General features: G+C 58.9%; 25 protein-coding genes and 1 tRNA gene. 12 read left to right on the top strand and 14 right to left on the bottom strand.

Annotated features, from left to right (window positions below; genetic code table 11):
• Positions 1 to 84 precede the first annotated feature (84 nt).
• The 9 genes from G5193_RS17005 to G5193_RS16965 form a co-directional block, all read right to left on the bottom strand.
• Positions 85 to 172 (bottom strand) — tRNA-Ser (locus tag G5193_RS17005).
• Positions 173 to 317: 145 nt separating this feature from the next.
• On the bottom strand, positions 318 to 935 hold the full coding sequence (locus G5193_RS17000) for a TPM domain-containing protein (protein WP_005337196.1): 618 nt from the start codon (positions 933 to 935) through the stop codon (positions 318 to 320).
• A gap of 20 nt (positions 936 to 955) precedes the next feature.
• Entirely contained in the window at positions 956 to 1681 is a 726-nt protein-coding gene (locus G5193_RS16995) for a TPM domain-containing protein (RefSeq protein WP_421206559.1), read from the bottom strand.
• A complete protein-coding gene (locus G5193_RS16990; RefSeq protein ID WP_005346564.1) occupies positions 1678 to 2268 on the bottom strand; it encodes a LemA family protein in 591 nt (196 codons plus the stop codon). The genes G5193_RS16995 and G5193_RS16990 overlap by 4 nt, the downstream gene beginning before the upstream one ends.
• 85 nt (positions 2269 to 2353) lie before the next feature.
• Positions 2354 to 3091: a penicillin-insensitive murein endopeptidase gene (gene mepA / locus G5193_RS16985; RefSeq protein WP_005359850.1), complete on the bottom strand. Its 738-nt coding sequence runs from the start codon at positions 3089 to 3091 to the stop codon at positions 2354 to 2356.
• On the bottom strand, positions 3085 to 3990 hold the full coding sequence (locus G5193_RS16980; RefSeq protein WP_421206557.1) for an amino acid ABC transporter permease: 906 nt from the start codon (positions 3988 to 3990) through the stop codon (positions 3085 to 3087). Before G5193_RS16980 ends, mepA begins: the two co-directional genes overlap by 7 nt.
• Complete coding sequence (locus tag G5193_RS16975; protein ID WP_019444714.1) at positions 3990 to 4811, bottom strand: transporter substrate-binding domain-containing protein; 822 nt, start codon at positions 4809 to 4811, stop codon at positions 3990 to 3992. Before G5193_RS16975 ends, G5193_RS16980 begins: the two co-directional genes overlap by 1 nt.
• A 2-nt stretch (positions 4812 to 4813) precedes the next feature.
• The gene (locus G5193_RS16970) at positions 4814 to 5611 is read right to left on the bottom strand and encodes an amino acid ABC transporter permease (RefSeq protein ID WP_421206555.1); all 798 of its coding nucleotides are present in this window, start codon (positions 5609 to 5611) and stop codon (positions 4814 to 4816) included.
• A complete protein-coding gene (locus G5193_RS16965) occupies positions 5604 to 6374 on the bottom strand; it encodes an amino acid ABC transporter ATP-binding protein (RefSeq protein WP_075115892.1) in 771 nt (256 codons plus the stop codon). The genes G5193_RS16970 and G5193_RS16965 overlap by 8 nt, the downstream gene beginning before the upstream one ends.
• Positions 6375 to 6480: 106 nt before the next feature.
• On the opposite strand from G5193_RS16965, the gene G5193_RS16960 reads away from it, so the two are divergent.
• Together G5193_RS16960 and G5193_RS16955 are read left to right on the top strand one after the other, a co-directional pair.
• A complete protein-coding gene (locus tag G5193_RS16960; RefSeq protein ID WP_416004608.1) occupies positions 6481 to 7023 on the top strand; it encodes a hypothetical protein in 543 nt (180 codons plus the stop codon).
• 216 nt (positions 7024 to 7239) lie between these two features.
• Positions 7240 to 7521 (top strand): RNA recognition motif domain-containing protein, encoded by a 282-nt coding sequence (locus G5193_RS16955; RefSeq protein WP_005337180.1) that lies wholly within the window; start codon positions 7240 to 7242, stop codon positions 7519 to 7521.
• Positions 7522 to 7592: 71 nt separating this feature from the next.
• On the opposite strand, the gene G5193_RS16950 is transcribed toward G5193_RS16955, so the two are convergent.
• Positions 7593 to 8492 (bottom strand): aldo/keto reductase, encoded by a 900-nt coding sequence (locus G5193_RS16950; protein ID WP_227342566.1) that lies wholly within the window; start codon positions 8490 to 8492, stop codon positions 7593 to 7595.
• A gap of 149 nt (positions 8493 to 8641) precedes the next feature.
• Here G5193_RS16950 and G5193_RS16945 point away from each other — a divergent pair, with 149 nt between their 5' ends.
• The 3 genes from G5193_RS16945 to ltaE all read left to right on the top strand — a co-directional run bounded on the left by G5193_RS16945 (position 8642) and on the right by ltaE (position 10970).
• Entirely contained in the window at positions 8642 to 9049 is a 408-nt protein-coding gene (locus tag G5193_RS16945) for a helix-turn-helix domain-containing protein (RefSeq protein ID WP_033137628.1), read from the top strand.
• An 87-nt stretch (positions 9050 to 9136) separates the two neighbouring features.
• Positions 9137 to 9838: a short-chain dehydrogenase gene (locus G5193_RS16940; protein WP_216953382.1), complete on the top strand. Its 702-nt coding sequence runs from the start codon at positions 9137 to 9139 to the stop codon at positions 9836 to 9838.
• A 112-nt stretch (positions 9839 to 9950) separates the two neighbouring features.
• Entirely contained in the window at positions 9951 to 10970 is a 1020-nt protein-coding gene (ltaE, locus tag G5193_RS16935) for a low-specificity L-threonine aldolase (protein ID WP_216953383.1), read from the top strand.
• Positions 10971 to 11059: 89 nt separating this feature from the next.
• Here ltaE and G5193_RS16930 read toward each other — a convergent pair whose 3' ends face one another.
• From G5193_RS16930 to G5193_RS16920, 3 genes are read right to left on the bottom strand one after another with little or no spacing between them, the layout of a single operon-like run.
• Positions 11060 to 11491: a PAS domain-containing protein gene (locus G5193_RS16930; protein WP_005337175.1), complete on the bottom strand. Its 432-nt coding sequence runs from the start codon at positions 11489 to 11491 to the stop codon at positions 11060 to 11062.
• A gap of 8 nt (positions 11492 to 11499) precedes the next feature.
• The gene (locus G5193_RS16925; RefSeq protein WP_043823589.1) at positions 11500 to 12522 is read right to left on the bottom strand and encodes a response regulator; all 1023 of its coding nucleotides are present in this window, start codon (positions 12520 to 12522) and stop codon (positions 11500 to 11502) included.
• 54 nt (positions 12523 to 12576) lie between these two features.
• On the bottom strand, positions 12577 to 13515 hold the full coding sequence (locus G5193_RS16920) for a LysR family transcriptional regulator (RefSeq protein WP_216978986.1): 939 nt from the start codon (positions 13513 to 13515) through the stop codon (positions 12577 to 12579).
• A gap of 833 nt (positions 13516 to 14348) precedes the next feature.
• Here G5193_RS16920 and G5193_RS16915 point away from each other — a divergent pair.
• The 5 genes from G5193_RS16915 to G5193_RS16895 all read left to right on the top strand — a co-directional run bounded on the left by G5193_RS16915 (position 14349) and on the right by G5193_RS16895 (position 20312).
• Positions 14349 to 16301: a putative bifunctional diguanylate cyclase/phosphodiesterase gene (locus G5193_RS16915; protein ID WP_421172599.1), complete on the top strand. Its 1953-nt coding sequence runs from the start codon at positions 14349 to 14351 to the stop codon at positions 16299 to 16301.
• A gap of 143 nt (positions 16302 to 16444) precedes the next feature.
• Entirely contained in the window at positions 16445 to 18010 is a 1566-nt protein-coding gene (locus G5193_RS16910) for an AbgT family transporter (protein ID WP_216953385.1), read from the top strand.
• A gap of 71 nt (positions 18011 to 18081) precedes the next feature.
• A complete protein-coding gene (nfsA, locus tag G5193_RS16905; RefSeq protein ID WP_421206552.1) occupies positions 18082 to 18807 on the top strand; it encodes an oxygen-insensitive NADPH nitroreductase in 726 nt (241 codons plus the stop codon).
• A gap of 192 nt (positions 18808 to 18999) precedes the next feature.
• Positions 19000 to 19764, top strand: a complete 765-nt coding sequence (locus G5193_RS16900; RefSeq protein WP_216953387.1) for a DNA repair protein — start codon at positions 19000 to 19002, stop codon at positions 19762 to 19764.
• Positions 19758 to 20312 (top strand): VOC family protein, encoded by a 555-nt coding sequence (locus G5193_RS16895; protein ID WP_421206550.1) that lies wholly within the window; start codon positions 19758 to 19760, stop codon positions 20310 to 20312. Before G5193_RS16900 ends, G5193_RS16895 begins: the two co-directional genes overlap by 7 nt.
• Before the next feature lie 145 nt (positions 20313 to 20457).
• Here the strand turns inward: G5193_RS16895 and G5193_RS16890 are convergent, their stop codons facing one another.
• A complete protein-coding gene (locus G5193_RS16890; protein WP_421206548.1) occupies positions 20458 to 21681 on the bottom strand; it encodes an MFS transporter in 1224 nt (407 codons plus the stop codon).
• A 95-nt stretch (positions 21682 to 21776) separates the two neighbouring features.
• Here G5193_RS16890 and G5193_RS16885 point away from each other — a divergent pair, with 95 nt between their 5' ends.
• Complete coding sequence (locus G5193_RS16885) at positions 21777 to 22652, top strand: LysR family transcriptional regulator (RefSeq protein ID WP_421206546.1); 876 nt, start codon at positions 21777 to 21779, stop codon at positions 22650 to 22652.
• 63 nt (positions 22653 to 22715) lie between these two features.
• Positions 22716 to 23672, top strand: a complete 957-nt coding sequence (locus tag G5193_RS16880) for a LysR substrate-binding domain-containing protein (protein WP_421206544.1) — start codon at positions 22716 to 22718, stop codon at positions 23670 to 23672.
• Positions 23673 to 23705 lie beyond the last annotated feature (33 nt).

Genomic DNA, 23705 nt, shown 5'->3' with positions numbered 1-23705 from the left:
TTTGTCGTTGTTGCCGTTGTCGGCACCGATGTTTGTGTTTTCCGGAAAGCAAAAAACCGACCCTGAGGTCGGTTTTTTTAAATTTGGCGGTGAGGGAGGGATTCGAACCCTCGATACGTTGCCGTATACACACTTTCCAGGCGTGCTCCTTCAGCCACTCGGACACCTCACCAAATTTTCGTTCACTGCGCTGTTGCGCTGGAACGGGGCGTAATTTAGGGGAAAGGGCTGTGTGGGTCAACCTCTTTTCCCCTTATTTTTCATAATCTTTTCCGAATGCCTAACCCTTGCGCAGAATGCCGGTTTTTTAAACCGGATCAGGGCTTGTCGAGGATGATCAGACTGTCCGGTAGCTCGTTTTGATCCCGGGTGGCCGGGAAGGCGTCGGTCAGAATGGCGCTGACGCGCTCCACGCACTCCAGAAAACCCTGTTCGATCTCCTTGTTGCGCACTCGCGCCACGAAGTCGTCGATGATCTCCTGCCACTGGCCATTGTCGATATGCTGGGCGATGCCGTCATCCACCAGTATTTCTACATAGTGCTCGGCGGCAGAGACGAAGATCAGCACCCCGAGCCGGTCGCGGGTGCGGTGCAGCCCCTGTTCGACAAATTGCAGGCGTGCCATCAGGGCCGCCCGGTGCTGGCGAACCTTCTTCGGGATGAGCCGCATTTTTATTGGGGTCCAGTGGAACAGCAGGCTCAGCAGCAGCCAGACCGACCACTGTACCAGCAGGATTTCGTACCAGCCGAGCCAGAAGCCGAGCTGGAACACCAGCAGCGGCGTGAGCATCGCCAGCAGCGCCGCCCAGAGGGTGGGAATGTAGCGATAGCCATCGCTGGCCGGGGCCAGCACGGTGACCAGTTCAGCATCAGTCTCTAGCTCCGCTTCGCGCACCTTGGCCTGAAGCGTGTGGAAGAACTGTTTAGAAATCATGATTTGTCTCTTTACTCCTGTTACCAGCCACCGGAGGCTCCGCCGCCGCCAAAACTGCCGCCGCCACCGCTGAATCCGCCGCCAGAGCGACCACCAAAGGCGCCGGCACCCAATCCACCGGCCATGTAGGTCGACCGACGTCGTCCTCCTGGCCCACCGCCACCACCGCCGCGCAGGTTGTGGAGCACGATCATCGCAATCACCACCAGAATAAACAGCCAGGGGCCGCCACCCTTGTCACTCTTTGGCTGCTCGACCGGCTGATATTCTCCGGCGAGTGCCTTCATGATGCTCTGGCTGCCCGCCATGATCCCGGCCACCATATCGCCGCGCTTGAAGGCGGGCAGGATGCGGCCATGGATGATGTTGGCGGCGATGGCGTCGGGCAGGGCGCCTTCCAGCCCATATCCCACCTCGATCCGCACCTTGCGCTCATCCTGGGCGATCAGCAACAACACGCCATTGTTTTTGCCTTTCTGGCCGATCCCCCAGTGGCGACCGAGCTGGTAGCCGTACTCCTCGATGGTCTCCCCATCGAGGCTGTCGACGGAGACCACCACCAGCTGGATGCCGCTGCGCTTTTCAAAGGCGGCCAGCTGTTGGGTCAGTTGATGGGCCTGTTTGCGGGACATAAGACTGGCTTCATCCACCACCCGTCCGCTCAGCGTCGGGAAGTCGGGTGCCGCTTGCAGGGCAGTGGCCCAGAGCAGCAGACAGGGAAGAAACCAGCGCAGCATCATCTTCATTGGAAGCTGACCTTGGGCGCCTCATCGGCACCGGGTTTGGCACTGAAACTGGGTTTGGCCTCCAGATCCGAGTAGAGCAGCTTGGACCAGATAACGCCGGGGAAAGTGCGGATCTCGGTATTGAACTGGCGCACCGCCTCGATATAGTCGCGGCGAGCCACCGAGATGCGGTTCTCGGTTCCTTCCAGTTGGGCCTGCAGGGCAAGGAACTGCTGATCCGCTTTCAGCTCGGGGTAGCGCTCTACCACCACCATCAGGCGAGAGAGGGCGCTGGAGAGCTGGTTCTGCGCCGCTTCAAACTCCTTGAGCTGGGCAGGATCGCTCACCTGCACGCTGCCGACCCGGGCACGGGCATCGGTGACCGCCTTTAGGGTCTCCTGCTCATGGCTGGCGTAGCCCTTGACGGTGGCGACCAGATTGGGAATGAGATCGGCACGGCGCTGATACTGGTTCTCAACCTGCCCCCAGCTCGCCTTGACCTGCTCATCCAGGGTCGGAATGTTGTTCATGCCGCAGCCGGTCAGGCCGAGCAGCAGGGTCAGGGTCAACAGGCTCTGCGTGGTTCTGCGCCAGAGTGATGTGGCCATCTTGTTGTTCTCCTTTGGTATTTCGAGTCGATAGTGCGCCATGGATGGTGTACGACCAAGAGTGCATCACCATACCAGCTTGGGGTCAGTTGCCACAACGCGCAGGTAGCTCAGGTCGCTTGTTGATGCCTGAGACCTTGGGCAACTGGGGCTTGTCTTTTAGCCAGGAGGCCAGCTCTTCCCCACAGCCATTGCCGGGCGGAATGGGAGCCTGGGGTTCACAATCGGGGCTGCCCACCGGGCAGCGCAGCCGCACGTGGAAGTGGCTGAAGTGGCCCACCCAGGGGCGTAGCTTGGCGACCCAGGGTTCGTTACCAGCCTGTTGGCAGACCGCGGATTTGATCACCGGATTGACGAAGATGCGGGCCACCTCGGGTTTGCTGGCCGCAAGCCGCAGCAGGGTGAGCTGCTGGGGGCCAAAGCGGCCCGGTAACATCTTGTAGCTGGGTTCGTCGATCAGCGCCCACTCCTTGGGGGCATCCTGCTCCCATTTGCTGATGGGGCGGTTGGCCATGCGAAACCAGATATCGGCATCGAGTCCGGTCTGATGGCTTCGATGGCCGGAGGTAAAGGGGCCGCCCCGGGCCATCGCCAGATCGGCGATGTAGAGATCCGGCAGCCCGGCCATGCGGGTCTGGTTGGCCAGCGCTTGCAGGTAGTGGATAAGGTCGGGGTGGCCGTAGTAGCGCAGCCGTTTGGTGCGGATCACCTGATAACCCGGCCCTTCGAGGGGCAGGGATACGCCGTTTTTCAGGCAACCGGCGGCATAACCACCGATGGCTTCCGCTTGCAATACAGTCGCCAGCAACAGGGACGTCAGCATGTGCGTGCTCCTTGTCTTGCTTCGAGTCGGCTCAGCAATACGAACAGACTCAAACATATAAATAAATAGGCCGCGGCTACCAGCAGCCAGATCTCGTAGACCAGTCCGCTGGAGTTGGCCATCTCGGTACCGACGAAGGTGAGCTCCTGCACCGAGATAAGGGAAACAATGGCGGTATCCTTCACCAGCGCAATGAGCTGGCCGGTGAGGGGGGGGAGCATCAGCAGCATGGCCTGCGGCAGGATCACATGGCGCAGCCGCACCCAGGGAGAGAGCCCGAGGCTCTGCGCCGCCTCCCACTGGCCACGGGGGATGGCGGCCAGCCCGGCGCGGACGATCTCGGCGACGAAGGCTGCGCTGATCATGCCAACGCAGAGGGTGCCTGAGATGAGGTTCTCCCAGCGGGCAGGTGGGCCAAACAGCGCCTCTTGCCACGGGGAGAGTGATACGGTGCCGAGCCAGCGGGAGAGGCCGCTCGCAGGCAGCAGCTGGTTGGCGATAAAGAAGTAGAAGATGAAGATAAAGACCAGCGGCGGCAGATTGCGGATCAGCTGGATAAACAGGGTCGCGGGCATCACCAGCCAGGGGTGGCGGCTGAAGGCGGCTACCCCCAGCGCAGTGCCGAGCAGCAGCGCCAGTACCATGCCGAGCAGGGCGATGCGCAAGGTGGTGATCAGACCGCTGAAAAAGTAGGGCAACTCGCCGTGAGGGCCGGGGGTGAACAGCAGGTCGAAGGCTTCATGCCAGCGCCACTGATAGGCCACCCCGATGTGCAGGCGGCTGGCCAGCCAGAGGCCAGCCAGCAGCAGGATCAGGGCGATCGCCCCATCCAGCCAGTTGATGTTCCGACATGCCCCACGGATGATGCGCCGGATGGTCTCTTTTAGAGCAATCAGCATCAGGGATTGGCGACCTGCGCTTCCCACGCTAGCGACTTGAACCAGTAGTCATGGCGCGCTTTGAGCCAGCCATCGGCCTGACGGGCGGCGATCCACTCGTTGAACTGCTCAGCCAGGGCATCATCCCCCTTGCGCAGGGCAAAGCCTTCATCGCCTTGTGCCAACGGCTCGGCAAACGGCATAAAGAGGGCATCCGGGTGGCGCAGCGCTTCTTGCTCGGGTTTCGGGGAAGAGGAGAGGGCGCCGTGGGCGCGGCCGTTCAGCACCTCCTGAAATACCTGTGACTCGTCATCAAACTGGCGCAGGGTGGCCTTGGGGAAGTGTTCTTTTGCCACCTGTACCGGTGAGGCGCCACGACGTACCGCCAGGATCACCCCGCGCTGGTTGAAGTCCGCCACGGTTTTCTTCTCTTTGGCCAGGGTGCTGGAGGCGGCCAGCTGCACCCCCGAATGGGAGTAGGCCTGGGTGAAGCGCACGCTCTTCTCCCGCTCGGGGGTGATGGTGAGGCCGCCGATGATGACGTCATATTTTTTCGCCAGCAGGGAGGGGATGATGCCATCCCAGGCGGTAGGCACGAACTCTACCTGCCAGCCGTTATCTGTGGCGAGGCGACGGGCCACGTCAATCTCGAAACCGATTAGCGCCCCTTGCTTGTCGCGCATCGCCCAGGGGGCGAAGGTGGACATGCCGACCCGCAGGGTACCGCTCTGCTCGATCTGCGCCTGGGTGTCGGAGGGGGCAGTTTCTGCCAGTGCCGGAGTGAGCAGGCTTGCCAGCAGCAGGGCTGCGCCCGACAGGGTGGTCTTGAATGACAGATTCATGGTTAGCGTCCTTGTTGATCCGGATTCAGGTGACGGGCCAGTGCCCGCGAACAGGCTGACAGCGTCAGGGTTAACAGCAAATAGAGGGCAGCTACGGTAAACCACACCTCAAAGGTCAGAAACGTATCGGCAACCAGAGTACGCCCTTCGTTGGTCAGATCGAAGATGGCGATCACACTCACCAGCGCCGAATGTTTGATAAGGGAGACCAGCTCGTTGGTGAGCGGCGGCAAGGTGATGCGCACCAGCTGGGGCAGGATCACCTTGCGCAGGGTGATGGTTCGCGACAAGCCAAGCGACTGGGCTGCCTCCCACTGTCCTTTGGGAATGGCCTGTACGCCTGCACGCAGCACTTCGGCGGTGAAAGCGCCCTGATAGAGGGAGAGGCTCAACACGGCGCAGGCAAGGGGGGCCAATCCCAGCATGGGGCCCAGCAAGAAATAGAGAATATAGAGCTGCACCAGCTGGGGCGTGGTGCGCACCAGCGCCAGATAGGCGATGGCGAGCCATGGGCCGAGCCTGGAGGGAAGCAGCCGCAGGCTGACCACGCACACCCCGACCGCCAGAGTGCCCAACAGGCTGAGCAGCGCCACCTGCAAAGTGACCAGCAGGCCGTTTAGCAAGGGGCCGGCATAAAAGGTTCCCTCATCCCACTCGCCGAGAAAGGGCAACATCCGCGGCCACTGCCACTCATAGCCCATCTGGCGAGCGCCGCTATAGAGCGTCCAGCCCAGTAGCGCAAAGAGCATCACAGTGCCTGACAACCAGCCGAGCAGGCGGGGGCGATTGAGCCTAGCCATGATAGCTGAGCACCTGTTCGAGGAAGGCCCGGGTTCGCGGGTGCCGAGGGGCGTTGAACAGTTGGGCGGGCGGGGCCGACTCGATGATCTTCCCCTCGTCCATAAAGAGCACCCGATCCGCCACTTGACGGGCAAAGCCCATCTCGTGGGTAACGCAGATCAGGGTCATCCCCTCGTCAGCCAGCTCGCGGATCACATCGAGCACTTCGCGGATCATCTCGGGGTCGAGGGCGGAGGTGGGCTCGTCAAACAGCATCAGCTCGGGTTGCATGCAGAGGGAGCGGGCGATGGCGACCCGCTGCTGCTGGCCGCCGGAGAGCTGGTGTGGGTACTTGTCGGCCTGTGCCTGAATGCGCACCCGCTCGAGCAGCCCGAGCGCCCGGGCTTTGGCCTCCTGAGGTCGCAACCCCAGGGTATGCACCGGCGCCACCATCAGGTTTTCCAGCACCGTCATATGGGGGAAGAGGTTGAACTGCTGAAACACCATGCCAACCCGACCTTGCAGGCGGCGCAGGTAGGAAGGGGTCACCGGCTCGCCAAACAGGAACAGCTGGCCGTCGTCGATCCCCTCCAGCCCGTTGATGGTGCGGATCAGGGTCGATTTTCCCGAGCCTGACGGGCCACAGATAACCCACTTCTCTCCCCGTTCAATGGTGAGATCGATGTGATGAAGAGCCTGAAAATCGCCATAGAATTTGTCGACGCCACAAAAGCGCACACAGGGTTGCGAGCTGGTCAAGAAGCGGGTTCCACTGAGAATCATTTACGCCATGGTATTGATTTTATAGGGGGATGACAAAGAAAACCCCCTTGTCAGCATCCTGATGCCTATTCACAATGGCGCCATTTCGTGATGACAGGAGCTTTTCATGCGTATTACATCCTTGCTTGCCGGTTCGCAGGTGCAGCTGTTGATGCCGCCAGCGGTTCGCTATCGCTGCGTCATTTTTCTGCTGTTGCTGGTGAGTTGGGGCGTGGTAGCGGCCTCCTTGTGGGATGGCTGGGGCGCCATGGCGCTGCTCAACTGGGTGGGCGTGGTCTTTGGTGGCATCACCGGGATCATGGTGTCGCTGCCCCGCAGCTGGCAGCCCTGGCGCCTGGCGGAGCTGGGGTGGGATGAACAGCATATCTATCTGCTCAATGGCAACAAGGATGAGGCGCTGGCGCTGCCCCGCAACCAGCTGGTGGCGCTTGAACGGGAGCGACGAGTGGGTCACGACGGCCAGTGGCTCGACTTCAGCCTCGATCTGCAACTGAGTGAAGATGAGCTGGCGGCGGCCATGGCCTTGCTGGATCTCAAGGCGGGGGAGCTGCATCTGGTGAGCCCGTCTGTCTATCGCTTCGGCTTTAAACGGGCCTGGCACGGTCGCCGGATGCTGGCGCAACGGTTGTCAGATCTGCAATCGGCCTGAGTCGACTATTTTCTCGACAATTCCCGGCAAAGCTCAGATACTGCCAGTGACTCGAATTGATCTTGTCTGCACTGTTAACCCAAGAGATCAATCACTTGACGACAGTGTGGAGAAGGCCACGGCATGAAGCCATGGCAGGTCCGGCATAGGGGTTGTGCCCTTACCGTTATGCTGGGAATTGCATAGAGAAGGCACCTTGAATCGAGAGTGGATGGCATGAAGATTTACGTAGGAAATCTGTCGTACCGGATGACGGCCGACGAACTGAAAACCCTGTTCAGCCAGTTTGGACAGGTCGACAAGGTTGATATCATCATCGACCGCGATACCGGCCAGTCAAAGGGGTTTGGTTTTATTGAAATGCCGGTCAATGGTGATGCCGAAAAGGCCATCGCTGGTCTGCATGGCACAGAAGTCGGTGGCCGTACCATCACCGTCAACCAGGCCAAACCGAAGACAGATGCTCCCCGTGGTCGCCCGCAACAGCGCCACCGCTAAGGTGCCTCGGCAATAAAAAAACGGCATGGGTTTCCCCCATGCCGTTTTTGTTTCTGAATGTTTTGCTGTGATCAGGGGACGTCGTAACCGAGTGCCGCCTTGCGGATGCGGAACCACTGCTGGCGGTTAAGCTCGATGGATTCGGCGGCCACGGCGGCGGCAATCCGCTCCCGCTTGCCGGAGCCAATCAATGGCAGCGGCTGGCTTGGCAGCATCATTACCCAAGCGTAGACCACCTGCTCGATAGTCTGGGCGCCCACTTCCTGACGGATCTGCTCCAGTTCGGCACGCAGCGGGGCATAGGCCTCATCGCTGAACAGTCGGCCGCCGCCGAGACATGACCAGGCCATCGGCTTGATGCCAAGCTGCTGGCACTGATCCAGGGTACCATCGAGGGTCCCTTCCTGATGAAGCGGCGAGATCTCCAGCTGGTTGGTGACTAGCGGGAAGGGGAGGCGCGATTGCAGTAGCTCGAACTGACGGGCGGTGAAGTTGGATACCCCGGCGTGCTTGATCTTACCCGCCTGTTTCAGGGTGATAAAGGCGTCGGCCACATCATCGGCGTTCATCAGGGGATCCGGGCGGTGGATCAGCAGCAGGTCCAGATGGTCGGTGCCGAGCTTGCGCAGCGAGGCCTCGGCGCTGGCGATGATATGGTCCTTGCCGGTGTTGTAGTGGTTGAGAGCATGCTCCGGCTTGGCGGTGAGGGCGATACCGCACTTGGTGACGATCTCCATCCGGCTGCGCAGGGAAGGCTCGAGGCGTAGGGCGTGACCAAAGGCCTCTTCGCACTGGTAGCCACCATAGATATCGGCGTGATCGATGGTGGTGACCCCCAGATCCAGATGATATTTCATCAGATCGAGCAGAGCGGCCGGAGAGAGCTGCCACTCCATCAGGCGCCAGTAACCCATGATGAGGCGAGAGAAGGTGGGGCCTTGCGGATGCAGGGCGACACGGGATACAGACATGGTTGACTCCTTTAAAAACGCGATGCGAAAACGATGTGCAACATGGATGACTGCGGGCATCTTGGCCCCATGTGGCTGGCAAAGCAATAATGGACAGTGGCATGATTCGAACTTTGGTTCTGACCGAAGAGAGTTGGGGAGATAATTGGATGGAAGGATTTGCCGAGCGCTTGCAGAGCCTGATCGGGGAGATGAGCGTGAGCGCCTTTGCCCGCAAGGTGGGGCTCAGTGAAGCGCTGATCCGCAAATATTTGAAGGGGGCCGAGCCTGGCCTGGCGCGGGCCAACCAGATCGCCATGGGGGCCAACTGCTCGCTGGAGTGGCTGGCGACCGGATGCGGTTATCTCTACCGTCAGGCGGAAGTGGTGGACAGGGAGGCGCTGGCTGCGGCGCAGCAACTGCTGGGCGAGCAGCAACCCGGGGTGGGGCTGCCCGATGAGGAGGCGCTGGTCACCCTGCTCGCCTACTACCAGTTTTTGCGCACCCACAAGAAAGCGGACGGTTTTCTCGACTTGGCGCTGGCGCGGGAGTTTGGCCGCCATCTGGGGGAAGCGTGATGAGGAGCATATTACCCTTTGGTCGTGTCACGGCCGGTTGATTATTCTGATACGCTCTAAGCAAGATAAGTCTCCATGGAATGGGCGATGAGCTACTTGATCCTCGGAAGTGGTGCGCTGGGCTCGGCGCTGGCAAGAGAGCTGATGGCAAGGGGAGAGTCATTCCTGCTGGCCGGGCGCAACTATCCCAAAGGGATCGAGATGGAGGACTTCTTCCCGCTGCCAGATGTCGATGCCATCTCGTTCGATGCCTTGTTTACCCTCTACGATTGCGATCCGCTTCCCACCGTTGTGATCAATACCATCGGCGTGTTGCACGATGTCAGCTTTATGCCGGAGCGGCGGGTCGAAGAGGTGCACCCCAAGTGGCTGTGCGACAGCCTGCTGGCCAATGCCTGGCCAACACTGGCGCTGGCTGCCCGTTTCAGCCGGTTGATGGGCAATGACCATCCGCTGTGGCTCTGCGCCATCTCCGATCTGGCGGGCTCCATCACCGCCAATCTGGAGGGGGGACGTTACAGCTACCGGATGAGCAAAGCGGCCCTCGACATGGGGGTGAAAACCCTGGCCCTTGAGTGGACGCAGCGTTTCCCGCAAGCAGGGGTGGTGGCCGTTGCGCCCGGCTTGATGGACTCCCCGATGAATACCCCCTTTCTGAGCGAGTTGCCCGCGGATCAATTGCTGGATCCTGCCGAGGTGGCGGTGAAACTGCTCAATCTCATCAAGGGGTTATCATTGACTCAATCGGGCCAGCTACTGGATCTGAACGGTCAGCCGCTGCCTTGGTAAATCCCGCCTGCGGGTTCTACGGACGTCTATTGGCTTCACATTCTGCTCATGCGCCCCTTGCCAAGCGAGGGGCGCATGGCTAACGTCACTCTCCTGTTTCAGGAGGGATCTCATGCGCTATATCGATTTACGAAGTGACACCGTCACCCAGCCTACTGACGCCATGCGTCAAGCCATGCTCCACGCCGAAGTCGGTGACGATGTCTATGGTGAAGATCCGGGCGTCAACGCGCTGGAGGCCTTTGGGGCCAGATTGCTGGGCAAACAGGCGGCGCTGTTTGTGCCGTCCGGCACCATGTCCAATCTGTTGGCGGTGATGAGCCACTGTCAGCGCGGTGAGGGGGCCATCCTCGGCAACGCCGCTCACATCTATCGCTATGAAGCGCAGGGGAGTGCCGTGCTGGGCTCCGTAGCCCTGCAACCCTTGCCGATGCAGCGCGATGGCACACTGGCATTCGATGATATCAGGGCTGCGCTGGCCCCTGATGATGCCCACTTCGTCCAGACTCGCCTGATCTGCCTTGAGAACACCCACAACGGCAAGGTGCTGCCGCTCTCCTATCTGCAGGAGATGGGGGCATTCGTTGCCGAGCGCGGCTTGAAGCTTCATCTCGATGGCGCCCGGCTTTTTAACGCCGCCGTGGCCAGCGAGACCCCGGTCGAGGTGATCGCCGCTCCATTTGATAGCATCTCGATTTGTCTCTCCAAGGGGTTGGGCGCACCGGTGGGCTCGCTGCTGGTGGGCAGACACGACTTCATCGCCCGTGCGCGCCGACTGCGCAAGATGCTGGGGGGCGGCATGCGTCAGGCGGGGATTCTGGCGCAAGCCGGTCTGTTTGCCCTCGAGCAGCACGTGACCCGCCTGGCCGATGATCACCGCCGTGCCAAACGGCTGGCCGAAGGGTTGGCTGCACTGCCGGGCATCGAGCTCGACCTCTCGCTGGTGCAGAGCAATATGGTGTTCCTGCGGCTGCGTGAGGGGGAATCAGCCCCTCTGCTCGCTTTTATGAAGGAGAGGGGGATCCTCTTCTCCGGTTACGGCGAGCTGCGGTTGGTGACCCATCTGCAAATCAACGATGACGATATTGAAGAGGTGATCGACGCCTTCACCGAGTATCTCGGGGCGCGTTGAGACGGCTGGTGAGGTAGAGGTTATACCGAGACCTGTTCATACCGAAATAAAAGAGGGCGCCGCGGCGCCCTCTGTTATTTGCTGCAAGCTCAAGCCTGCCGCTGGCCGCTCATCAGCATGGCCTCATCGGTAGCGTCGTAGATCATCACCGCGATGTGGGTCACCTGACCGCCGAAATCGGCCAGTGGCACCAGCGTCAGGTTCTGGAACATATGGGGGGCCGAGCCGGTAATGGGGCGATAGTTGGAGAAACGTAGCAGATAGGGCTTCTGCTCCCAGGTGCTGAAGGCGCGGTTGTTGAGCTTGAAGACCATGTTGGCCTTGCGCTCGAACCAGGCTCTGTCCACATCGGGGAAGAGCTCGAACAGTACGCCATCGCGCACGTCACTGGCCAGTCGGCCGCTGTGGCTCTCCATAAAGCCGTTCCACACCTGTACCTTGTACTCCTTGTCGAGCACTACCAAGCCTACGTCCAGGTTCTGGACTATGTTCATCAGCCAATGAAATTCACGGATTTCCATAGTCACTCCTAGAGCATGTGCATGATTTTGTTGTTCATGGTGGCGATGGAATCTTCGGTAAACAGCAGCAGCAGATCACACTGCACCGCGTAATCCTGGATCCGGTAGTTGATCTCGATGGCGAGCGTGCGGCGCCAGCGACTCTTGTTGGTGTTGATCAGCTCGTTGATGGGTCTGTGCTGGCCGAGCACCACCGGGTGCCCCTGACTGAAGGGGGTGTCGAGCTGGTTGGCGTAGCCGCGTAGGAAGGCGCCGATCAGCACGTTGGCGGTATCCATCAACAGCTCCAGTTCGGCGGTGCGATCCAGCGTCCCCTGATGGTTCATCAGCTTGGCCAAATCTTTGAAGCTGGAGTCATGGAACAGGATCAGCGCTTCACCGGCGATCCCAGCTCCGATAAACCCCTGACAGACGGCGGAGAGGGTATCTGAATCCGCAGCGGCCGAGAGGGCCATATGCAACTCTGATACTTCCAGCACGTTGACGTTGGGGATGGGCAGTACCACGAAGGCGTTGAGCAGACGAGCCAGCAAGTCGGCGGCCTGACCCATGGAGACGTTGGCCAGCTCCTGATAGACATCGCGGATTTCGGGGGTGATCTTGACGCCTGCATCGGCTACCACTCCGTTTGGCTGCTGCTCGGGGGCGCTTGGTTGACCGCTCGGGGTGGCACTCCAGAAATCATGCTTTTTGAGCAGGGCGAGCAGGGTTTCTGGGGCGGCAGGTTTCTTGATGAAATCGAGCGCCCCTAGCCCCATGACCCGTTGATAGGCCTCTGGTTGGATATCCCCGGAGACCACGATCACCTTGTTGCGTAGACCCTCCCGTTGGAGGGTCTCCAGCACGCCGTAACCGTCCATTTCCGGCATGGTCAGATCGAGAAAGATGAGATCCCCATGGCCCATCAGCACCTGTTCGATCCCTTCAAGGCCATTCGCCGCATAGTGCAAATCGACTTTCCAGTCAGCCGGTAGCGCTCGTGCCAGCTGTTTGCGGGCGAACCCGGAGTCATCACATATCAATACATTCATGGCGTTAGGCAGGCTCTGTTGGCAAGGATTGCTATAAGTGTGGCCCGCTAACAGTCAGATGCAATGTGGGAGGTTGTCACCCTGTGAAAATTGGTTATCCCATTGCCGGTTACGATAGCGTGCGGAGTATTTCTCAACAAATTCAGCGAACATCTTAACACGCAACGGGGCGAATTGGTGCTGGCAACACAACATGTAGAAGGGGCGATTGCCGGTCTGCCAGTCGGTCAGTACCGGTACCAGCTGCTCGTCATGGAGGAAGCTGCTCAGATAGTGCAGCGGGGCGTTGACTATCCCCAGATGACGCCGGGCTGCGCGCACGGCGGCCTGAGTCTGGTTGACGGTCAGTTTGGCGCTGCGTTTGATGCAGATGTTTTGGCCATCCTTGTCGGTCAGTTGCCAGTGCTGGTGTGGCCAGCAGTAGATGAGATCATGTTCTTCCAGCTGGCTGGGGTGGGAGGGGGTTCCCTTCTTGGTCAGATAGAGTGGCGAGGCAAACAGGCCGTACTCGATATGACCGAGACAGATCGCATTGGGCAGCGACTGGGGCAGCTCACCGTTGAAGAACACCAGATCCCGATCATTGTCGAACAGGTGCTGGTGATCATTGGTCTGGGTGATATCGAACTGTACCTCGGGATAGTGCAGCCCGAATTCGGCCAGCATATCGATGAGGATGGTGTTGGAGAGCGCGATCGGCGCGGCTATCCGGATAAGCCCGGTGATGTCTGCTTCTTTACCCCGGATCTCGCTGGTGGCCTGCTCGATTTGTGCAAGCGGTGTGCAGAGACGCTCGTAGTATCTGAGCCCTTCATCGGTAAGACGGAGTTTACGGGTAGAGCGATGTAGCAGGGAGCAACCCAGTTGCTCTTCCAGCTGGGAAATGCGTCGACTGATGGTGCCTGTTGGCATGCCCAGTGCGGCTGCAGCATGGGAGAATCCTCCCTCTTGCACCACCTTGACGAACAGGTAGAACTCTTCGATGTGCTTCATAAACGCTGTTCTGGGTGTAACAAGGGGGCAACCATAAAAAGAGCCTTATCGCTTGGCAAGGGTAATTCAGCGTTTAATTGATCTGGATTCGATTTCTACTGATACCAGTTTAAATTTTCAATTGTTCTCGAATGAGGATTATTTTCTGCGCCACAGTCATTGTTGCGAGATGTCACCCGTTAGCTCAAGAGAGAGAGGCGACATGGTATGACTACAATACGACCCATCCTCAGGAAAAAAGAGGATCGCGCTGGTCAAGAGCAGTTCTTTTTTTCGGCGATGTGAATGTGATGACAGTCGCATATTCATCATGCCGGTCTGGTGAAGGTAGATATTCGGTTTTGAGGTATTTAAGTTCCTTGTTAAGTCGCTATTTGGGGCCGGTTTTGCTCTTTTTTGTCTGTTTATTCAACGCGCTGGTTAATAAATGAAAGTTTTACGAGGGAAATGCCGGCACTTTTTTTAGTTGACTTTTTTGTCAGTAAATAAGTGTTTGTTGTGAATCGTAAAAATGTTTTTTGAAGTATCCAGAGTGCAATTCTTAGTGCTTGTTTTTGCTGGGAAAAAAAGTTAAAAACGAACGAGGGATTTGTTCTGATTGACAGGAGTATTGGCTGAGTCCTTTTTTCTGTGGCTGGATTGGCTCTCCTGTTGTTGATTTCTGAAATCAGTTATCTGCTTTTGGCCATCGCGAGAAATAGTGGCCGAGAGGTGTTGTCACCTTGCATTCTGCATACGGCGGTTTGCCCATTTGTTTTCCGGTTCACCAGTGACCATCCAGCATGAATGATTTTGACCAGATGAATACGCTTGACGAACGGTTACTGAAGACAATGGATGTTCTGCATACCCCTATCTGGGTATATGACATCGAACATCACCATATTTTCTGGGCAAACCGCGCAGCACTTCCTCTCTGGGAGGCCACCTCCCTTGACGAGCTCTGTTCCAGGGATTTTTCGGCTGATATGGCCACAGCCATAGCGCTGTTGTTGCAACGCTACCTCGGTGATTTTCAGCAGGGGCGAAGTTACAACGAGTGGTGGACTATCTCCCCAAAGGGGGTCAAGAAGCAGATCTATCTACGCCTCTCCGGCATTCAGCTGGCTGGCCGTCTGATGATGATGACCGAGGCGGTGCTCGACTCCGATACCCTCTATCAGGAGTCCTCGCTGGCAACCGGTGATACCCTGGCCTGCCTGTTCGATAGCAATGGCGCGTTCGAAAGCGGCAACTATCACTTCGAGATGTGTTTCGGTCACCGGATCGCCACGCTCTCCCAGGTTTTTTCCGGTAGTGACGACAGTTTTTACCAGAAGCTCTCCCGACTCGATGAAGTAGTGACCGAAGGGGAGTGCCGAACCCTCAAGGGGATGCGCTGGTTCCAGTATCAGTTCCGCTATATCCAGCAAGGAGCACGGATCCTGCTCACCATGCGCGATATTACCGATCGCAAACTCGAGGAGCTGGAGCATCGCCACCTCGCCTGGCATGACTCCCTGACCGGCCTGCTCAACCGTTATGGCTTGATGAAATCTCTCGAGGCCTATTGCGGGCTGGGGGAGCGTTTCGCGCTGGTATTCATGGATCTGGACAACTTCAAGCTGGTCAACGACAACTACGGCCATAAGGCGGGAGACCGCTTGCTGGAGCGGGTTGCCGGTCGCCTCAAACAGATTTGCCCCCGCGATGTTGAGCTGGCCCGTCTTGGCGGGGACGAGTTTACCGCGTTGGTTCCCTTGGGAAACCAGAGTGAACGAGCCCAGGATGTGGCCGATCAGATGCTCTCCCAGATGACCAAGCCGCTGCAACTGAGCGGTCTGCCGGAGGTAACCATCGGCGGCAGTATCGGCATTGCCATCTATCCCGATGATGCGGACGATGGTGATAACCTCATCACCCGCGCCGATATGGCCATGTATCAGGCCAAGCAGATGGGGCGGCTGCGCTGGCAGCGTTTTACCCCCAGCATGCAGCAGACCCTGCAGCGCAAGCTCAATCTTAAGCAGTTTCTGGCCAAGGCTATCGGTCGTCAGGAGCTGAGCCTCTGTTACCAGCCACAGGTCGATGTCGCCAAACGGCGTCTGATCGGTTACGAGGCGCTGCTGCGTTGGTATAACCCGGTGCTTGGCCATGTCTCGCCAGTGGAATTTATCCCATTGGCCGAAGAGATGGGGCTGATCCGCGAGATCGGCAGCTGGGTGCTCTCTACCGCACTTGCCCAGATGGCCAGTTGGAAGAAGCGCCTCCATCACCGGGTGCCAGTCTCCGTCAACCTCTCCGGTTTCCAGCTCTCGTCGGCACTGCCCGGGCAAGTGCGCCAGCAGCTGGAGCTGCACGGAGTGGATGCTTCCCTGTTGACGCTGGAACTGACCGAAACCGTGCTTATGCTGGATATGAAGGGGTGCCTCGATATTCTCGATGACTTGAGTGAACTGGGGATCAAGATTGCCATCGACGATTTTGGTACCGGCTACTCATCCCTTGCCTATCTCAATCGCCTGCCCATCGATACGATCAAGCTGGATCGCTCTTTCGTGGTCGGCCTCAACCTGCCGGTGATCCGGGCGACCGCCGCCATGGCCACCAATCTGGGGTTGGGGATCATGGCGGAAGGGGTGGAGGAGCCTCACGAACTGGCCGCACTGCAGACCCAGGGGTGCCATGTGTTCCAGGGATATCTGTTCAGCAAGCCGCTGACGGTGGCACAAGTCGAGGCAAGCGGTTTCGTGGTGGAGTGTCAGGTTGGGCGTTATCCACTGTTAGATGCCGTGATGGCAGAGTAACAAGTGTGCGTTAGGCCACAACTTGGAATTTTATTCCGCAATATTTAATCAAAATTAATCATTCTTTTGCGATCGGTCATGAGACGGATTGGCTGGAATTGCTAGCATGCGACCTCGTTTCTAGGGAAAGGAGTATCGCAATAATGAGTCATGCTGCTGTCAATGACCGTCCGGCCAGCCCTCCCAAAGGTTGGCTGAACCGTTTCCTCAATGGCGTCGAGAAAGCCGGGAACAAATTACCCGACCCCGCCATGCTGTTCCTCTACGCCTTGCTGATCGTCTGGGTCGGCTCCTGGGTGTTGTCACAATTCCAGTTTGATCTGGTCAACCCCCGTACCGGGGAGGCGGTAGTGGTCAACAACCTGCTGACCGGTGCCGGTCTGGCCGAGTTTCTCTCCACCATGGTGACCACTTTCACCGGCTTTGCCCCGCTGGGCATCGTGCTGGTGGCCATGCTGGGGGTCGGGGTGGCCGAGCAGTCCGGTTTTATCAATACCGGTCTGAAAAAGTTGCTCAAAGTGACGCCTGCCCGTTTTCTCACTCCCATGCTGATCCTGGTAGCGATCGTCAGCCACACCGCTGCAGATGCGGGCTATGTGCTGGTGATCCCCATCGGTGGCATCATCTTCCACGCTGCCGGACGCCATCCGCTGGCGGGGATCGCCGCCGCCTTTGCCGGTGTCTCCGGCGGTTTTGCCGCCAACTTCCTGCCCTCCGGCGGGGATGCGTTGCTGCAGGGCTTTACCCAGTCCGCCGCTCAGTTGCTCGATCCTGACTACATGGTCAACACCCTTTGCAACATCATCTTTACCGGAGCCTCTTCGCTGCTGATCATCTGCGTCGGCTGGTTCATTACCGAAAAGGTGGTGGAGCCGCGCCTCAAGCATGTGGCGCTTAACGAGGATCTGGAGAGTGCCGACGAGATGGGGCGCTACAGCGCGCAAGAGAGCCGAGCCTTCAACTGGGCCGGGTTTGCCATGCTGGCGGCTATCGTGCTGCTGGCGCTGGCGCTCTCCCCGAACGATTCCCCGCTGCGTGCTGCCGATGGCTCCCTGACCACCTTCGCTGCCCCCGTGATGAAGTCCATAGTGCCGCTCATCTTCCTGCTCTTTATCCTGCCCGGGATTGTCTACGGCTTTGTCGCAGGCAGCTTCAAGAGCGGCAAGGATGTGATCGATGCCATGTCGGCCACCATGAACAAGATGGGCTCCTACATGGTGATGGCTTTCTTCTGCGCGCTCTTCATCAAGGCGTTTGGTGACTCCAATCTGGGCACCCTGCTGGCCCTTTCCGGTGCCGAAGTGCTCCATGCGCTGGCGCTGCCAGGTGAGGTGACTATCGTCGGGATGATCCTGCTCACCGCCACCGTCAATCTGGTAGTCGGCTCGGCCTCCGCCAAGTGGGCGCTGATCAGCCCGATCCTAGTGCCCATGTTGATGGCGGTGGGGATCTCCCCCGAGCTGACCCAGGCGGCCTATCGGGTCGGGGATTCTGCTTCCAATATCATCACCCCGCTGATGGTCTTCTTCCCGCTGGTGGTGGTCTATTGCCAGCAGTATGTGAAGAGCACCGGGATCGGTACCCTAGTCTCCATGATGCTGCCCTACTCGCTGGCCTTCCTGGTGAGCTGGACGATTTTCCTGCTGCTCTACTGGGCGCTCGGCTTCCCGCTCGGGTTGCAAGCCCCTTACGTCTATCCGGCCCCTTAAGCTGGGTGTGCGAGGGAGCCTTGGGCTCCCTCGTTTTTTTCGCTATGGTGTTACCTCATTTTGGAGGTGCCATGAATCAGACCATCGATCTTATCCTTTCCCATCGCTCCATTCGTCAGTTCACTGCCGAGCCGATCGCCCCGCAGCAGCTGGATGTCATTCTCGCCGCCGCCCAGTCCGCCTCGACCTCGAGCTTTTTGCAGGTGACCAGTATTGTGCGAGTCAGTGAACCCGAGGCGCGTCAGCAGCTGGCCATGCTGGCGGGCAATCAACCCTATGTGGTGCAGGCGGCCGAGTTTCTGGTGTTCTGCGCCGATTACCATCGTCACAGCCAGATCGTGCCCGAGGCCCAGACCGGTTATGCGGAGCAGTTGTTGATCGGTGCCATCGACGGCGCCCTGATGGCGCAAAATGCTCTGCTGGCGGCGCAGTCGCTGGGGCTGGGCGGGGTCTATATCGGCGGCATTCGCAACCATCCTGCCGAGGTGAGCGAGCTACTGGGCTTGCCCCATCAGGTGATCCCGCTGTTTGGCCTCTGCCTTGGCCACCCTGCCCAGCAGCCGGAGCAGAAACCCCGCCTGCCCAGGGGATTGGTGGTGCATCAGGAGCGCTACCAGCACGAGCTGGATCGCGACCTGCTGGCCCGGTACGATCAGCAGATCGAGGACTACTATCAGGCCCGCAGCAGCAACAACAAACAGCAGACCTGGAGTAGCCAGATCCGCGCCATTCTGGGCAAGGAGTCCCGCCCTTTCATGCTGGGATTCCTGCAATCGCGGGGCTTTAACCTCAAGTAATGGCGCTGATGGGCGATACTATGGGAGTGATGACCATCATGGTCATTTTCCCGTGATCCTGAAATCTTTCCCTGAGACCGGGTATACAGCTTGGCGACAAATCGTGGGCAAGGGGGGATCTACAGGCTACCTTAAGTAGATAAGCTGTTGTAGGATCACGCAATTGGATTGGGACAGGGGTTTGGACATCCTATGATTTTAACTTTGGTATTGCTGTCTATCGGCGCGCTCCTGTTTTTGGTTATCGCCTATAACGTGGTACAGCAATATAAGCAGAAGGCGGAGGCTGAAAAGCGTCACGCCGTTGCCAGACACAAGACGGTAGCCGACGAGACCGAAGAGGTACTGCTGAACGTCAATCTGGTGCCTTTCTCCAAAAACATGGTGTTGCTGTTGCAGCACCGGATCCTTGATGCCTATCGCGCCATCGCCCAGGTGATGCCCAACAACCAGATCAAGCAGCGCATCGCCGATGTGCAGATCCAGATCAAGAACGTGCAGGAAAATTACAGTGCGCAGGATGAGGGGCACTTCAAAACCCCCGAGTCTGATCGTCAGGCGATCCAGATGTTGCAGCTGGTAAAAAAGCTACGTGCCGTACTGCGTGTCGAGCACAACAAGGGCAAAATTGATCCGCAGGGGTTTGCTCAGGAAGATCGTCGTCTCGAGCTGATGCAGCTCAAAATCAACATCTCGAATCTGGTCAAGCGGGCGATGGATGCCCGCATTCAGGGCCAATATGGTACTTGCCGCCAGCTCTATACCAAGGGGTTGTCGGCAATGGCCAGCATTGGCGACAAGGATCCCTATCTGTTGGCTCGTGAAGAGGATATGCGTCAGGGGCTCAAGGAGCTTGAAGAGCTGCAGCAGCAAAACAGCGCGCAGGATCTGCAAAACATCAAGGACAAGGAAGCCGACGAGCTCGATGTCCTGTTTCAACCCAAGAAGAAATGGTAAGCATGTCCCACCCACTCGATTCCACACTGGGGCCAATGGCCCCATTTGTTTCTCAGCTGTTGACCGAACTGGCCGCTGCTGGCGTCACATTTTCCCAGCCAACGGTCGATCACCTCTGTTATCGGGCGGCGACCTTGCAGGAGTACCGCGCGCTATGTACTGTATTGGCTGAAGCGGGCTCCTTGCTGGTGGAGGGGATGATCGGCGGTCGCCCGATTGCCACTTATCAGTTGCATCAGCCACTGCTGGCTGGTGAGGTGCAGGTACCCTGTATCGAGCTGGCGGCGCCGAAACCGGGGCGCGTCCATCAGGCAGGACTGGAACATATCGAGCTGGTGGTCACTTCACTGCAGGATCTGGTAGCGCGCTATCCCGAGTTACCGTTCAAAACCGGCAACATGCAAGATACCCGTAACCCCGATATCGGCCTGATGTTGCCCTCCGGCCAGATCAAGTTTCATCTGCGCTCGCTGGCTGAGGTGATCGCCGAAGAGGTGGCGACCGGTGCTGTGGTCGCGGTGCCGGCGGATTATTTCGATCAGGAGTGATCCTGCTCTAAATGCGGTGCGAGCCTGACAGGCTCTTGAATAACGCAGTAAAAGGGGTCACCGGTGTGACCCCTTTTGCTATCTGGCGGTGCTGGGTTGCGAGAGCGCTATCTGCTCGTGGGTGACCCTGTTTGCGCTGAGCCCGTTACCCGTGCCGGTGGGGTTGCTGGGCAGAGAGTGGCGATTGGCTTCGCTGCTTGAGGCGACCAAGCCAGAGGCTCAAGCCCGCCGTCAGGATGAGGACCAGTTCAATTCCCATGACCAGACCGCCCAGCTCGCCTTGCTCCCAGAAGGGGTGCAGGTAAAGTCCCCCCAGACTGGCTCCCAGATAGTAGGCCACCAGATAGAGAGAGGAGGCGAGGGCCCGGTTGTGTTCGACATGATGACCAACCCAGGCACTAGCGCAGGCGTGTGCCAGGAAAAAGCCGAAGCTGGAGATCAGCAAGCCACTCAGGATCCCGAGCAGGCTAGCTTGCAGTAGCCATAGACTGCCGAGGGCCATCAGGGCGATCCCGACCAGCAGCATGCGTTGTGCCCCCCAGCGGTTGGCAAAGCGGCCGCTCAGTGAGGAGGCCACCGTCCCCGAGAGATAGGTGAGAAACAGCATGCCGAGCCACTGGGTGGGCAAGGAGAAAGGGGGCTTGGCCAGCAGGAAGGTGAGATAACTGAACTGGTTCAGAAACACCATAAAGTTGAGTCCCCCGATAAGGTAAGCCCCTACCAGCAAGGGATTGGTCAGGTGCTGCTGCAAGGCGCGAGCAAATTGGCCGCGAACGGGGGCGCTCGCCACAAAGCGGGTCTGATGGGGCAGCAGCCAGAAGACCAGCGGCAGTAGTGACAGGCTGATCACACCGATCCCCAGAACGGTATGCTGCCAGTCGCCAAACCAGCCCGCCAGCAGGCCGCCGACCACCCGACCGGCAATGCCACCGAGGGAGTTGGCGGCAATATAGACCCCCACCGCCGAGAGCAGTGCCCGTTTACTGAACTCTTCCCCCATATAGGCAATCGCAGTGGCTGGTAACCCGGCCAGCAGCGCGCCCTGCAGGATACGCAGCAGCAGCAGGGAACCAAACTGCTCAACCAGCGGGATTAACAGTGAGAGCAAGATCGCCAGGGTGAGGGTACCCAGCATGACCTGCCGACGGCCATGGCGATCCGCCAGTCTGGCGCAGATCAGCAGGGAGGCGGCGAGGCCTGCAGTGCATCCTGCCAGGGTCCAGCTGGCCGAGAGGGAGTTGACCGAGAAGACCTCGGCAATCAGGGGTAACAGGGGATGGGTCTGGTAGAGGTTCAGAAACACCAGAAAAGAGCCCAGGCTGAGGGCCAGGGTTGCACGTATCCACTCGCGACTTCCAACTTCAATCATTGCGTATTGTCCTGACTGCTTTTGGTCAGGGTAGAGGCCTTGCGGTTATAAATATAATATATTTAAGTTATCTATCTCATAAGATGAATTGATACATGGATCTGAAGCAGCTCACCTATCTGCTGGCGGTCAGGGATGCCGGCTCATTTACCAAGGCAGCCAACAGTCTGCATGTGGCACAGCCGGCCATCAGCATGGCCATCGCCAAGCTGGAGCAGCAGCTCGAATTGCGGCTGTTTGATCGACAGGACCGGGCGGTACGGCTCACACCGGAGGGAGAGGTGCTCTGTCGCCATGCAGAGCGTCTGTTGCTGCAGATGCATCAGGCCGAGGCCGAGATGGCCGAGCTCAAGGGGCTGGAGCGGGGGGAAGTGCGGATCGGGATCCCCTACATGATGGGCTCCTACTATTTCCCCCCTCGTCTGATGGCCTTCAAGCACCGCTACCCCGGCCTCAAGATCCGTGTTGAGGAGGCCGGTACCCGCGAGCTGCTCAGCCGGATGGTGGATGGCTCCCTCGATCTGGCCATTCTCATCACCAGTGATCTCCCCCCCGCCATCGAGGGGGCACATCTGCTGAGCGAAGAGATGTTGATGGTGGTGGGGGACGATCACCCCTTGCGTGGCGCATCGGCCGTCACCCTCTCGCAGTTTTTCGCTCAGGAGCTGGCGCTGTTTCGCCGTGGCTTTTATCACCGGGAGCATATGGAGGCGCTGGCCCAGAGCCTGGGCGTTGAACCCGATATCGCCTTCGAGAGCAATCTGATACCTCTGCTCAAGGCGGTGGTGCGGCAAGGCTTTGCGGTGACCACCTTCTTGCAGATGGTGCTGGAAGAGGAGCCGGATCTGAGTGGCGTACCCTTCGACCCGCCCATCTACCTCGACCTCTGTGTGGCGTGGCGGCGTGGTGATCCGCTATCCATGGCCAACCGTGCCTTGCGTGATTTTCTACTCAAGGAGCGCCCGGCCTGATGGCGGCGGGCCATAGCTGAAAGTTTGTTACTATTAACGGTGGGTTCGCTTGAGGGCTACACCATGAAACTGCAGCAATTGCGCTATATCGTCGAGGTGGCCAACCACAGGCTGAATCTGTCGGCCACCGCCGAGAGCCTCTTTACCTCCCAGCCCGGGATCAGCAAACAGGTGCGGATGCTGGAGGATGAGCTGGGGATCCAGATCTTCGAGCGCAGCGGTAAACACCTGACCCAAATCACCCCCATAGGTCGGGATGTGATCAAAGTGGCCGCGGAGGTGCTGGACAAGGTCGCCACCATCAAGGTAATGGCCAGGCAGCATGTGCATCCGGAGCAGGGAACCCTCACCATTGCCGCCACTCATCTGCAAGCTCGCTATATTCTGCCCACCATCCTCAAGGGTTTTATGGCCCGCTTTCCCAAAGTTGCCGTAACTGTGATGCAAGGGAGTGCGGCGCAGTGCCGCGCAGCCGTGCATGATGGCGCTGCCGATCTGCTGCTGGCGGATGAACCGGAGGAGGGGAGCGATCTGCTCATGCTCCCCTCTTTTCAGTGGCAACGGGGCTTGGTGCTGCCCAAGGATCATCCGTTGGCCAAAGCAACATCGCTGACTCCGGCTGAGCTGGTGGAGTTTGCATTGGTGACCGATGGAAGGGCTTTCTCCACAGTTCATGGCACTGATTGCGCTCATGCCGAGAGCCGGATCTCCTGCTGTGCGAGCGACAGCGATGTGCTCAAGACCTATGTCAGACAAGGAATGGGCATCGGGGTGATGGCAACTTTTGCTTGGGAGCCCCAGCGCGATGGCGATCTGGTGCTCAAAACGGCGCCCTCGCTACCAGGCGGTGTGGCCGCTATCGGGTTGCGCAGAGGGGCATTTTTATGCGGCTATCTCTACGATCTGATTGAACGTCTCGCGCCGCAATTGACCCGCGAGCGGGTCGAACAATACTGTGCTGCCCGCACTGGCGAAGAGCTTGAAGCTCTGCTGGCCAATCTGACCGTACCACAGCGATAGCTAGGGTCGTCCCAAGAAAAACGCCTCCGTTCG

Source organism: Aeromonas sp. 601027, from assembly GCF_049174455.1.
Classification (GTDB): domain Bacteria; phylum Pseudomonadota; class Gammaproteobacteria; order Enterobacterales; family Aeromonadaceae; genus Aeromonas; species Aeromonas veronii_A.
Note: the sequence above shows the minus strand (reverse complement) of the source record. Positions and strands in the feature narration are given on the sequence as shown.